Here is a 12,816-nt window from a genome sequence, read left to right as displayed (position 1 = left end):
AGCTCAGCGCGGCAGCCGCAATGCTCACTTTGCGTAACACTTCGTTCTCCTCGCTACTGCCCGGCTTGGAGCAGAGGCAGCTTGTCGGGGCAGTACAGGCGCAAACCAGCTCCAAGGAACTGCCACGCTTGCTCGGTGGTGGTGTCCTTCACCAATTGATCGTGGACGAACTTGGCCGACTGGGCCGCGGTGGTGTCTACGCCCTTGTTCAACCGCTTGCAGGTGATCTTGGCGATCCAGGCGTTGTAGTCCTTCTGCCCGTAGATGCCGTAGATGTGCAGCTCGTTCGTGAAATCGGTGTCCACGTCGGCGTGCGCGGGCGCCGCAAGCACCAATGCTGCTGCGACGGCACCGATTCCGGCTAACAAACGCTTCACTGCTGTCCTCCCTCCGGGCCTACCTGTGCCATCTGCCGTGGCGGTTTGGGCCACGGCGACGGCACCGGTCGTGCTCGCACTCGTTGTGGCCACCAGAACCACTTGCCCATCAATGCTGCGATGGACGGTGTCATGAACGACCGGATCACAAGGGTATCGAACAACAGGCCCAGTCCGATGGTGGTTCCGACTTGTCCGATGACTGTGAGTTCGCTGACCGCCATTGACATCATGGTAAAAGCAAACACCAGGCCGGCCGACGTCACGACCGATCCACTGCCGCCCATCGCCCGGATGATGCCGGTGTTGATGCCGGCATGAAGCTCTTCTTTGAGCCTGGACACCAGCAGCAGGTTGTAGTCGGCGCCGACCGCCAACAGGATGATCACGGACATCGCCAGCACCATCCAGTGCAATTCGATGCCGATCAAGTGCTGCCAGATCAGCACCGAGAGCCCGAACGAGGCGCCCAACGAGATCACCACCGTGCCGACGATCACGGCGGCCGCGACCACGCTTCGGGTGATGATCAACATGATCACGAAGATCAGGCCGAGCGACGCGATCGCCGCGATCATCAAGTCGAACAGGCTGCCGTCGGACATGTCCTTGAACACCGCCGCGGTGCCGGCCAGGTAGACCGTCGACCCCTCCAACGGAGTGCCCTTGATGGCTTCCTTGGCCGCCTGTTTGATCGCATCAATCCGCTCGATGCCTTCTGGCGTCATCGGATCGCCGTCGTGGGCGATGATGAACCGCACCGACTTGCCGTCGGGGGAGATGAAGTTCTCCATGCCCTTCTTGAATTCGGCGTTGTCGAAGACCTCCGGCGGAAGATAGAACGAGTCGTCGTTCATCGACGCGTCGAATGCCTCGCCCATCGCCGACGAGTTGTCCTGCATCGCCGCCATCTGATCCTGCATGCCCTTCTGCGTGGCATACATCGTCAGCATCATGGACCGCATGGTCTTCATCGTGTCGATCATCGGCGGCATCAACGTGACCATCTGCGGCATCAACTGATCCAGGCGCTCCATATCGGGGATCAGCTCTTGGATGTCCTTGGTCATGATGTCGATGCCGTCAAGGGTGTCGAAAATCGACCGCAGCGCCCAACAGACCGGGATGTTGAAGCACTTCGGCTCCCAGTAGAAGTAATTGCGAAGCGGCCGGAAGAAGTCATCAAAGTTCGCGATGTTGTCCCGCAGTTCGGCCACATCGACAGTCATGCTCTTCATCTTCGTCACCATGGAGTGTGTCGTTGCCGCCATCTCCTTGGTGAGGGCGGACATCCTCTCCATCGTCGCGATCGTCTTATTCATTTCATCGGCCTGGACAAGCATGTCCGCCATGCGGTCCTGAAGGTACTTCTGGTTCATCTGCTGGGTGGTGCCCTGCATGCTGATCTGGAACGGGATCGACGTGTGTTCGATGGGCTTACCGTCGGGCCGGGTGATCGCCTGCACGCGCGAGATGCCAGGAACCCGGAACACCGCCTTGGCGATCTTGTCGATCACGAGGAAGTCGGCGGAATTGCGCAGATCGTGATCGCTCTCGATCATCAGCAGCTCGGGATTCATCCGGGCCTGGGAGAAGTGCCGGTCCGCCGCCGCGTAGCCCTCGTTCGCGGGCAGGTCCGCAGGCAGGTAATTGCGGTCGTTGTAGTTGGTGCGGTACCCGGGCAGGGTCAAGAGCCCGACGAGCGACAGGGCGATCGTCGCCACGAGGATCGGGCCGGGCCACCGCACGACGGCAGCGCCGATCTTGCGCCATCCGCGCACCCTCAGCGCGCGTTTCGGATCGAGCGTCTTGCCGAACCGGCTCGCCACGGTGATGATCGCGGCACTGAGCGTCAGTGCGGCCAGGACCCCGACCGTCATACCGATCGCCAGTGGCACGCCGAGCGACTGGAAGTACGGCAACCTGGTGAAGCTCAGACAGAAGGTGGCGCCGGCGATGGTCATGCCGGAGCCCAGCACCACGTGGGCCGTCCCGTGGTACATCGTGTAGAAGGCCTGCTCTTTGTCCTCGCCGGCCGCACGCGCCTCCTGATATCGGCCTATCAGGAAGATCGCGTAGTCGGTACCGGCGGCTATCGCCAGCGTCACCAGCAGGTTGGTCGCGAACGTCGACAGGCCGATGATCTCGTGGTAACCGAGGAAGGCCACCACACCGCGAGCCGCCGACAGCTGCAGCACCACCATGACCAGCGTCAAGAGCACGGTGACGATCGATCGGTAGACGAGCAACAGCATCACGATGATGACCGTGAACGTGACGGCCTCGATCATGCGCATGCTGCGGTCGCCGGCGATGTGCTGGTCGGCGGCCAGCGCGGCCGGACCGGTGACGAACGCCTTGACGCCCGGTGGTGGCTGCATGCCGTCGACGATGTTCTGCACGGCCTCGACCGACTCGTTGGCCAGCGCCTCGCCCTGGTTACCCGCGAGATAGACCTGGACGTAGGCGGCCATGCCGTCGTTGCTCTGCGCGCCGGCGGCGGTCAGCGGATCGCTCCAGAAGTCCTGAACGCTCTGCACGTGCTTGGTGTCGGCTTCGAGCTTCTTGACCATCTCGCCGTAGTAGGCGCGCGTGTCCTCGCCGAGGGGCTTGTCGCCCTCCAGCACGATCATCGCCGAGCTGTCGGAGTTGAACTCCTCGAACACCGACCCGACGCGCTTCATCGCGATCATCGACGGCGCGGAATCCGGGCTCATCGAGATCGCTCGCATCTGGCCGACCGTTTCCAGCTGCGGCACGACCACATTCAGCACGGCGATCACGGCAATCCAGCCCAGGATGATCGGGATGGCGAAGGCGCGGATCATCCGGGGGATGAACGGCCTCGCAGCGTGATTGGGGCGTGGGAACGCGTCGGTTGGTGTCTCGTTCGTGGGCGCGCTCATGCGGATTTAACAAAGCAGAAGGTTTGTGCGTTCAAGCCGTTCGAAGTTCTTTCGTCTTTGATCTCGTCATCGACGGTGATACGGCACGTGATCGAGGACCCGTCGCCCTGGGCGACGATGTTCGGGGCCGCCGACGGCGCAGTGGTCTGCAGCGTCAGTGACCACGGCAACCCGGCGCCGTCGATGCGCTGAGGTTTGGCGTCCAGATCCAGATAGTTGATGTCCGCGTATGAGCCGGTCCCAAAGATCTCGTACTGCACGACCTTGGGGTCGAAGGGCTCGGGATCGTCGGCGAAGACCTTTGGGGTGACGATGATGCCGTCAGCACCGAAAAAGGTCCGGATGCGGTGGACGGTGAACCCTGCGACGGCCACCACGATCACGATGACAATCGGGATCCAGACTTTCTTGGCGAGGCCGATCATGCCGATCGCCCCCGACCCGTGCCACCCATATATGCGCCCTCGAGTTCCGTATCCGTCGCTGTCATCAGTGTGCGTAACTTAGCCCGTATAAGTTCTCACCCGGCACAGGTTATCTCAAGTTTTTGTGCTGCTGCCCACCCCCGTCTCGGTGGTGTGACCGGCGTCACAATGCGGGCAGTTCGAATTGCTCCAGATACCGCGTGATGAAGGCTTCGGCCTCGTCGTGACCTCGGGTGATGCCGAGCCCGCGCTCCAGCAACACAATCCGTGCCAGGCTGGTGACGATCATAGACATCACCACCGGCGGAAAGGCCTCCATGTCGATACCGTGGGCGCGCATCGCCAGCGTGACCGCGGTTTCCTCGACGTCGCCGAATCGCTGGGCATAGGCCGCGATCTCACTCCTGATCTCCTTGCGGTGATTGGCCAGACCCATGAACTCCATGAAGAGCCGCGCCCCGTGGGTGCTGTTCAGGCGCCACAGGGCGTGTAGGGGTTCGTCATCGGCGAGGGCCTGGCGTTGGCGCTCGAGATTGGTCTCGGCGCCGTCACGCAGTACGGCGAGAAACAGATCGTCCATGCTCGGGAAGTAGTAGTGCACCAGCGCGGGCTTGACGCCGGCCTTCGCGGCCACCCGCCGCGACGTCGCCGCGGCGTAGCCCTCCTCGAGCATTACTTGGGCAGTCGCCTTGATCAGCGCATCGCGAGTCGCCGACGTGCGTCCACCTCTTGACCGCTCACCTGTGGTGCTGCTAGACATGGCCGCAGTCTAGATGTTGGGCGATCGCCCAACAATGGGTCGCCCAACAATCGAGGAGCGTCTGGATGGCTGGTCGGGTAGACGGCAAGGTCGCGTTCATCACCGGCGCGGCGCGCGGCCAGGGCCGCAGTCACGCGGTGCGGCTGGCCCAGGAGGGCGCCGACATCATCGCGATCGACATCTGCCGGGGCTTCGAGGACTCGACGGCGCCCGCCGCCACGCCCGAGGACCTCGCCGAGACCGCGGACATGGTGAAGAATCTGGATCGTCGCATCGTGACCGCGGAGGTGGACGTCCGCGACTACGACGCGCTGAAGGCCGCGCTCGACAGCGGCGTCGAACAGCTCGGCGGGCTCGACATCGTCGTCGCCAACGCCGGCATCGGCACCACCGGCGTCAAGTTGCACAAGATGCGCGAGGACATCTGGGACGAGACGATCGACATCAACCTCGGGGGAGTGTGGAAGACGGTCAAGGCCGCGGTGCCGCACCTGCTGGCCGGCGGCAGCGGCTCGATCATCATCACCAGCTCGGTCGGCGGCACGAAGGCCTACCCTCAGGTCGGCCATTACATCGCCGCCAAACACGGGGTCGTCGGCCTGATGCGGACCTTCGCAGTCGAACTGGGCGCCAAGAACATTCGCGTCAACACCGTGCACCCGACCCATGTCTGCACGCCGCTGCTGATGAACGAGCCCACGTACAAACTGTTCCGGCCCGACCTGGAGAACCCGGGCCCCGACGACCTGGCGCCGATCTGCCAATCGTTCCACTTCCTGCCGATCCCGTGGGTCGAGCCGGTCGACATCAGCAACGCGGTGCTGTTCCTGGCCTCCGACGAAGCCCGATACATCACCGGCGTCACCCTGCCCGTCGACGCCGGCAGCCTTCTGAAATAGGGGAGTAGACGTGGCCTTGAAAAATCCAGCCAATGACACCCAGGTGTACTACGACCCCTACGACGTCGAGATCGTGGCGAGCCCGTATCCGACGTATGCGCGGCTGCGCGAGGAGGCGCCGCTCTATTACAACGAGCGCTACGACTTCTGGGCGCTGTCGCGCTACGTCGACGTCGAGAAATCCCTGAACAATTGGGAGACGTTCTCCAATCAGCGTAGCGACATCCTCGAACTGGTTAAGTCGGATTTCGACATGCCCAAGGGCGTGATGATGTTCGAGGACCCGCCGATCCACACGATGCTGCGCGGGTTGATGTCGCGGGTTTTCACGCCGCGGCGAATGGCCGAGATCGAGGATCAGATCCGCAACTACTGCATCAATTGCCTTGACCCCCTTGTTGGTTCCGAGAGCTTCGACATCGTGGCCGAACTCGCCGCGATGATGCCGATGCGGGTGATCGGGATGCTGTTGGGCATCCCCGAATCCGATCAGGTCGGCTTCCGGGACCGCAATGACGCCAACCTGCGGACCAAACCGGGTGCGCCGATGAAGGTCGCCAAGGCCGACGCGATCGCCGACGGCAGGATGTACGCCGACTACGTCGAGTGGCGGTCGAAAAACCCGTCCGACGATCTGATGACGGCGCTGCTCAACGTCGAGTTCACCGACGAGGACGGCGTGACGCGCAAGCTGCATCGCAAGGAGGTGTTGCACTACACACAGGTGGTCGCGGGCGCGGGCAACGAGACGACTGGCAGGCTCATCGGCTGGCTGGCCAAGGTGCTGGCCGAGCATCCGGATCAGCGCCGCGAGATCGCGGACGACCGGTCGCTGCTGATCCCCGCGATCGACGAGACCCTGCGCTTCGAGCCGACGGGACCGCACGTAGCCCGTTACATGGCAAAGGATTTCGAGGCCTACGGACAAACGGTGCCTGCCGGCAGCGCGATGCTGCTGCTCTTCGGGGCCGCCAATCGCGATCCGGAGCGCTACGAGGATCCCGATACGTTCAACATCCACCGCAGCGGTTCACACCTGACATTCGGCAAGGGTCTGCACTACTGCCTGGGCGCCAACCTGGCCCGGCTCGAGGGACGTGTCGCGCTCGACGAGCTGCTCAACCGGTGGCCGGAGTGGGGCATCGACTACGAAACCGCTCAGCTGGCACCGACATCGACCGTTCGCGGCTGGGAAAAGCTGCGAATCGTCGTGGGCTGACCGGGATTGCAGTCGGTTTGAAAACGCCCGTTATGGGGCACGAAAACAAGCATGTCAAAGTTACTTCGTTCGGCAATCGTCGCGGCTCTCTGCGCTCCGATCTTCGCGGTAGCAACGGCAGCCGGCGCGACAGCACAGCCCCAACCCATCAACTGCCCGCCCGGGCAGTACTGGGATCCGGGTTCTAATTCCTGCAAGAACGCGGTGCCGCTGAACTGTGCGCCCGGCCAGTACTGGAACCCGATCACCAACTTCTGCCGCCCGCTCGGCCAGTACTAGCCTCCGAGCGATTTGTGCACGATTAGGCGCGGTGAGCGCTCGTAAGCGTGCACAAATCGCGTTCTAGACGCGCGTGTAACGGGTGCCTCGGGGCTCGCGGACCCAGAGTTCCCCGTCACCCGCGGTGGGGCCCTGCGCCGCAAGTTCGCGCTTGAGCACCTTGTGCGTCGCGGTCGTCGGCAACTCGCGCGCGATACGGACATACCGCGGCCAACCCTTGGGCGACAGGTCGGACTGCGCGGCCAGGAAGGCCTCGAAATCCTCGGGTGTCAGGGTGGCGCCGTCGTTGAGCACGATCGCCGCCATGATCTGATCGCCCACGCTTTCGTCGGGCACCGCGTAGATGGCGACCAGGTTGATTTCGGGCAACCGGATGAGAATGCGCTCGATCGGGGCGGCGGCCATGTTCTCACCGTCGACCCGTAACCAGTCGCCGCTGCGTCCGGCGAGATAGATCCACCCATCGGCGTCCTTGTAGGCCAGGTCGCCCGACCAGTACATTCCGTGTCGCATGCGCTCGGCGGTCGCATCGTCGGCGTTGTAATAACCGGTGAAGAAACCCTGCCCGTCGGTGTTGACGAGTTCACCAATCGCCTCGTCGGCGTTGATGAGCGCACCGTCGGCGTCGAACTGTGCCGGCGGACATTCGGCGACGGTCTCGGAGTTGTAGATCGCCACCCCCGGAAACCCTTTGCCGAGTGAGCCTTTCGGCGTGCCCTCCTCACGGGTGATGATGACGGCGTTCTCGGTAGAGCCGAAGCCGTCCCACACCGTGCAGCCGAAGCGCCGCTGAAACGCTTCGATATCCCGGTCGCTGGCTTCGTTGCCGAACGCGATGCGCAACGTTGTCTCCGCGTCGCCGGGTTGTTCGGGCGTGGCCAAGATGTACGCCAGTGGCTTGCCGACGTAGTTCATGTAGGTGGCGCCGTAGCGGCGGATGTCGTCGACGAAGCTCGACGCCGAGAATTTCGCGGGCGCCATCGCCGCGCCCCTGGCCAGCGCCACGCCCCAGCCCGCCACCAACGCATTGGAATGGAACAGCGGCATCGACAGGTAGCACGTGTCGTCCTCGTAGACCTCGAACTTCTCGACGAGGGCCTGGCCCGACATCAACACCATGAAATGCGACACCCGCACGGGCTTCGGGTTGCCGCTCGTCCCCGACGTGAAGATCAACATGTAGGTGTCCATCGGTTCGACCTCGCGGAAGGGCTCGAGGTCACCGGCGGACTCGAGCATCCGCGCCCAGTCGTCGGTCGAGGTGTCGAGGACCTGCACTCCGTCGAGGTCGAGACCGTCGAGCAACGGCCGATGTTCGGCATCGGTCACCACGATCTGACAGTCGGCGCGCCGGATGTCGGCCGCCAGCGCATCGCCGCGCCTTGTCGAGTTGATGCCGCACAGCACGTAGCCGCCGATGCCCGCGGCAGCCATCTGGTTCAAGAATTCCGGGCTGTTGCCCATCAGGACGCCGACGTGCAGGGGGCGGTCGTAGTCGGCGACGGCGAGCAGTGCGGCGGCGCGGGCCGACGCGTCGCTCAGATGTTCACGCCAAGTCCACGTGGCGTCGCCGTACTTCACCGCAACGGAGTCCGACGTCGCACGTTCGCGCAGCAATTGCTGGATGGTCTCGCTTGGCATGCTGGTAGTTCTAGCATCCACCAATGAGGATCATCGACGCCGACGGTCATGTTGCCGAGGGGGCTTCGCTTGCGGTCGAGGCGATGCGGCGCTGGCCCGAACTCATCGTGCCCCGAGAAGACGGACGAGCCCTCGTCATCGAGGGCCGCAACTACCCGGAGTCCGACGGTCCGGGCGCCGGCTGTCCCCGAGAACACGGTCTGTCGACGGCGCCGGGCATCGACTACTCATCTCCTGAGGGCGTGCTCGGGGACGCCGACCGCGACCAGATCGACACGATGGTGCTGTACCCGAGCCTGGGACTGTGCGTGCCGACGCTGGAAGACGCCGATTTCGCGGCAGGCTTCGCGCGGCTGTACAACCAGTGGATCGCCGACTACTGCCGCTCGTCGGGTGGGCGGTTGCGCGGAATCGCGGTGACCCCGATCGAACACGGCGCTGCGGCGATCGACGTGATGCGTGAGGCCAAGGACCTCGGACTCGTCGCGACCCACGTCCCGCCGGCGCTGAAGACACGAAACCTCGACCATCCGGACCTCGATCCGTTCTATGCCGCCGCCGTCGAACTCGACATGCCTCTGGGCATCCACGGCGCCCCAGGCATGCACTTGCCGAAAGTGGGCATCGACCGGTTCACCAACTACATCCAGGTGCATTGTGTGAGCTTCCCGTTCGACCAGATGACGGCGATGACCGCGCTCATCTCCGGCGGCGTCTTCGACAGGCATCCCGACCTGCGGGTCGCATTTCTCGAAGCCGGGGTGGCATGGGTGCCGTTCTTCATCGACCGGCTGCACGAACACTTCGAGAAGCGCGGCCATTGGATCGACGGCGGCTGGCAGCGCGACCCAGGCGAGTATCTGCAGGCGGGCAATATCTGGACGACGTGCGAGCCCGAGGAGCCGATTCTGCCCGGTGTCATCGATGTCCTCGGGGACGACTTCATCATGTTCGCCAGCGACTATCCCCACTGGGATGGTGAATGGCCGCACAGCACAGAGCATTTGAGAAATCGGCCGGATATCGGCGAAGATTCCCGCGCGAAAATCGGCGGGCTGAATGCTCAGCGGTTCTACTCCCTGAACTGAACCGCCGGCATCTCAACTCCGTTGCTGTGCGCTTCAGGCCCGTCTTGCTATTTTTGCTAAGATAGGAAAACTGGCTGCGGGTGCTTGATGGGGTGAGTGCATGACCGATGTGGAGTGGACACCGCTGCCGGTGCCGTGGGCGGTGCGCAGCGTGGATCGCATCCCCAAGCAGCGGTATTACGACCAGGACTTCTATGCGCTCGAGACGCAGCTGTTCTGGCCGCGGGTCTGGCAGATGGCGTGCCGCCTCGAGGAGATCCCCAAACCCGGCGACTTCGTCGAATACGAGATCCTCGACCAGTCGATCATCGTCGTTCGTGTCGATGACAGCACCGTGCGCGCCTACTACAACGCCTGTCGGCACCGCGGCATGAAGCTCGTCGAGGGTAGCGGGACCCGACGCAGCTTCGTCTGTCCGTTCCACGGGTGGTGCTGGGGACTCGACGGCAAGAACACCTTCGTATTGCGTTCCGAGATGTTCGACGACGCCAACCTCGACGCCGACGATCTCGCTCTCACGCCGGTGCGGTGCGAGCTGTGGGGCGGATGCGCGTGGATCAATCTCGACGACGATGCGCCCCCGCTGCGTGACTGCATCGAGCCGTTCGGGTCCCGCCACGACGAATTCAAGGTGGAGGCGCTACGCACCGAGTGGTGGAAATCCTGCCTGCTCCCCGTGAATTGGAAGCTGGCGACAGCGGCCTTCATGGAGGGCTACCACGTCCCGCAGACGCACCCACAGCTGTTGCCGTCGGCGTACAGCCCGGATTCGTCGTCAGTGCATCCGGTGGTGCAGGCGAGCCTGTATTTCATGCGAACGCTGGGGTCCGGCATGGGCGGTATGACGCACGAGAACGACATCCGCATTGCCGAAGGCCTGCAACACATGTCGCTCCCGGACGATCCTGCCGAAGCGATGGCGACCTGGCGCGGCGCGGTCAACGATGCGGTCACCAGTTGGCACAGGGCGCGCGACTGCGATTTTCCCGACCTGAACGATCTGGAGCGGCGACGCGTCATCGACCCGATCGGGTTCTGCTTCCCACACTACTTCATCCTTCCTCAGTACAGCAGTGCGTCGTCGTATCGCATTCGTCCGCTGGGGCCGGAGGAGACGCTGTTCGAGGTCTGGTCGCTCACCCGCTACCCGAACGATCGAGCGCCCGGTAAGCCCACCGCGCCACAGCCGCTGGCTCCCGACGATCCGAGCTGGCCGATGATTCCGGCCCAGGACTTCTCGAATCTGCCCCGGCAGCAGAAGGGGCTGCACGCCAAAGGATTCGAGTACATGCGGCTGTCCAACCAAATCGAGGGCCTGATCTCGAACTTCGAGCGAGTCATCGATGGCTTTCTCGCCGGCCTGCCGTACGACCAGCTGGTGCCCGCCATACAGCGCACCAATACGACGATCGACGTGCCCGTCGTCGAGCTCGGGCTGTCGGAGAAGGTTCGCGCATGGTGAATTGGGACGCGTCCGTCGACTTACTGATAGCGGGGAGTGGCGGCGGCGGAATGGTTGCTGCCCTGGCCGCGCTCGATGCGGGGATCGAACCGCTGGTGGTCGAAAAGCAGAGTCTCGTCGGCGGATCGACCGGAATGTCGGGCGGCATGGTATGGCTGCCCGACAACCCGCTGATGCGTGCAAGCGGAATTGCCGACTCGCACGAGGACGGTCTGGCCTATTTCGATGACGTGGTCGGCGATATCGGGGAGGCGTCGTCGGCCGCGCGCCGTGAGACATTCCTGACCGCGGGTAACGCGATGATCAACCTGCTTGTCGAGAACGGTGTCCGGCTCGTACGGTGCCCGGGTTGGAGCGATTACTACCCGAATCACAAGGGTGGCAACGCCGCCGGGCGCTCAGTTGAGGGCATCCCTTATGACGCAGCGCAGCTCGGGGACTGGAGTGACAAGGTCCAGCCCTCGATGGCCAAGAACTACGGGTTCGTCATCAAGACCAACGAGTTGCGCGCGGTGCAGTACTTCAACCGTTCGCCCCGGGCGTTTGCGATCGCGATGCGAGTGTTCCTGCGCACCAGGGCAGCCCGCCTCCGAAACCGCGAAATCCTGACCAACGGTGCGTCGCTGATCGGGCAGATCTTGAAGGCGCTGATGAACTTCGACGGCGGGCCGTCAGTGGGAGGCGACGGCGGGCCGTCAGTGGGAGGCGACGGCGGGCCGTCAGTGGGAGGAAGCGGCGAGCCGCCGATTTGGACTGACACCGCCATGGACGACCTCATCGTCGAAGACGGTCGGGTCGTCGGCGCGCGTGTGACGCGTGACGGTACGACGATGAACATCGAGGCGCGCAAGGGTGTGCTGCTCGCCGCCGGCGGGTTCAGCCGCAACGCCGACATGCGCCGTCGGTACAGCGGCGACCAGCCCAACGAGGGCAAGTGGTCGATCGCCAACGCCGGCGACACCGGCGAGGTACTGCAAACCGCAATGGCGCTGGGTGCGAAGACAGACCTGCTCGACGAAGCATGGTGGCTGCCAATGGTTTTCATTCAGGATCCCGGGGCAGCATCGCTGGGATCTGGACGGCAGCGCCCCGGCGCGATCTACGTCGACGGCACCGGCAAGCGGTTCTGCAACGAGTCGAACTCCTACGTCGAAGTCGGCAAAGCGATGTACGCGAACAAGGCGGTGCCCTGCTGGCAGGTGTTCGACGAGGGTTATGTCCGGCGCTACGTGTCGGGGGCGAATCCGCTGAAGAAGCGCAGCCTGTCGGAGTCGCTGATCGAACAGGGCGCGGTCAAACGGGCCTCGACGATCGCCGATCTGGCCCGGCAGATGGACGTGCCAGCCGACGCGTTGGAGCAGACGGTCAAGCGGTTCAACGAATTCGCCGCCAAGGGCCTGGACCCCGACTTCGGACGTGGGCAGTCGGCGTACAACGTCTGCCTCGGTGACCCGGGCTACAAGCCGAACGCCGCGGTCGGACCGCTCGACTCAGCGCCGTACTACGCGACCAGGGTGTTTCCCGCCGACGTCGGGACGTGCGGGGGAGTGATCACGAACGAGCACGCCCAGGTGTTGAACGAGCAGGACCAGGTGATCGAAGGTCTTTATGCGACAGGCAATATCACCGCGACGGTGATGGGCCGGAACTATCTGGGCGCCGGCGGCAGCATCGCCAACACGATGATCTTCGGGTACGTCGCCGCCCGCCACGCCGCCCGCGGGTGAATTCGGCGCGCTGATGCACCGCTGCGGTCGGTT

At 63.8% G+C, this 12,816-nt stretch carries 11 protein-coding genes; 6 read left to right on the top strand and 5 right to left on the bottom strand.

Annotated features, from left to right (window positions below):
• Positions 1-53 precede the first annotated feature (53 nt).
• The 4 genes from G6N42_RS09050 to G6N42_RS09035 form a co-directional block, all read right to left on the bottom strand.
• Positions 54-377 carry a DUF732 domain-containing protein gene (locus G6N42_RS09050; protein WP_083127171.1) on the bottom strand — a complete coding sequence of 108 codons (324 nt, stop codon included), beginning with the start codon at positions 375-377 and terminating at the stop codon, positions 54-56.
• The gene (locus tag G6N42_RS09045; protein ID WP_163728736.1) at positions 374-3,283 is read right to left on the bottom strand and encodes an MMPL/RND family transporter; all 2,910 of its coding nucleotides are present in this window, start codon (positions 3,281-3,283) and stop codon (positions 374-376) included. Before G6N42_RS09045 ends, G6N42_RS09050 begins: the two co-directional genes overlap by 4 nt.
• Positions 3,280-3,708 (bottom strand): MmpS family transport accessory protein, encoded by a 429-nt coding sequence (locus G6N42_RS09040; protein ID WP_163728733.1) that lies wholly within the window; start codon positions 3,706-3,708, stop codon positions 3,280-3,282. The genes G6N42_RS09045 and G6N42_RS09040 overlap by 4 nt, the downstream gene beginning before the upstream one ends.
• A 163-nt stretch (positions 3,709-3,871) precedes the next feature.
• Entirely contained in the window at positions 3,872-4,468 is a 597-nt protein-coding gene (locus tag G6N42_RS09035) for a TetR/AcrR family transcriptional regulator (RefSeq protein ID WP_163728730.1), read from the bottom strand.
• A gap of 65 nt (positions 4,469-4,533) precedes the next feature.
• On the opposite strand from G6N42_RS09035, the gene G6N42_RS09030 reads away from it, so the two are divergent.
• Genes G6N42_RS09030 through G6N42_RS09020 form a run of 3 tightly spaced genes read left to right on the top strand, consistent with a single transcriptional unit; the run spans position 4,534 to position 6,865 of the window.
• On the top strand, positions 4,534-5,367 hold the full coding sequence (locus G6N42_RS09030; protein WP_163728727.1) for a mycofactocin-coupled SDR family oxidoreductase: 834 nt from the start codon (positions 4,534-4,536) through the stop codon (positions 5,365-5,367).
• A 10-nt stretch (positions 5,368-5,377) separates the two neighbouring features.
• Complete coding sequence (locus G6N42_RS09025; RefSeq protein ID WP_163728724.1) at positions 5,378-6,586, top strand: cytochrome P450; 1,209 nt, start codon at positions 5,378-5,380, stop codon at positions 6,584-6,586.
• A gap of 51 nt (positions 6,587-6,637) precedes the next feature.
• Positions 6,638-6,865 (top strand): hypothetical protein, encoded by a 228-nt coding sequence (locus G6N42_RS09020; RefSeq protein WP_163728722.1) that lies wholly within the window; start codon positions 6,638-6,640, stop codon positions 6,863-6,865.
• A 63-nt stretch (positions 6,866-6,928) separates the two neighbouring features.
• On the opposite strand, the gene fadD1 is transcribed toward G6N42_RS09020, so the two are convergent.
• Complete coding sequence (gene fadD1, locus G6N42_RS09015; protein ID WP_163728718.1) at positions 6,929-8,506, bottom strand: fatty-acid--CoA ligase FadD1; 1,578 nt, start codon at positions 8,504-8,506, stop codon at positions 6,929-6,931.
• Between the two features lie 23 nt (positions 8,507-8,529).
• Here fadD1 and G6N42_RS09010 point away from each other — a divergent pair, with 23 nt between their 5' ends.
• From G6N42_RS09010 to G6N42_RS09000, 3 genes are all read left to right on the top strand, one after another.
• Positions 8,530-9,594, top strand: coding sequence for an amidohydrolase family protein (locus tag G6N42_RS09010; protein ID WP_163728715.1), 1,065 nt, complete (start codon positions 8,530-8,532; stop codon positions 9,592-9,594).
• Between the two features lie 100 nt (positions 9,595-9,694).
• The gene (locus G6N42_RS09005; protein ID WP_163728713.1) at positions 9,695-11,056 is read left to right on the top strand and encodes an aromatic ring-hydroxylating oxygenase subunit alpha; all 1,362 of its coding nucleotides are present in this window, start codon (positions 9,695-9,697) and stop codon (positions 11,054-11,056) included.
• Entirely contained in the window at positions 11,050-12,783 is a 1,734-nt protein-coding gene (locus G6N42_RS09000) for an FAD-binding protein (RefSeq protein ID WP_163728709.1), read from the top strand. Before G6N42_RS09005 ends, G6N42_RS09000 begins: the two co-directional genes overlap by 7 nt.
• Positions 12,784-12,816 lie beyond the last annotated feature (33 nt).

This window comes from Mycobacterium gallinarum (assembly GCF_010726765.1).
Classification (GTDB): domain Bacteria; phylum Actinomycetota; class Actinomycetes; order Mycobacteriales; family Mycobacteriaceae; genus Mycobacterium; species Mycobacterium gallinarum.
Note: the sequence above shows the minus strand (reverse complement) of the source record. Positions and strands in the feature narration are given on the sequence as shown.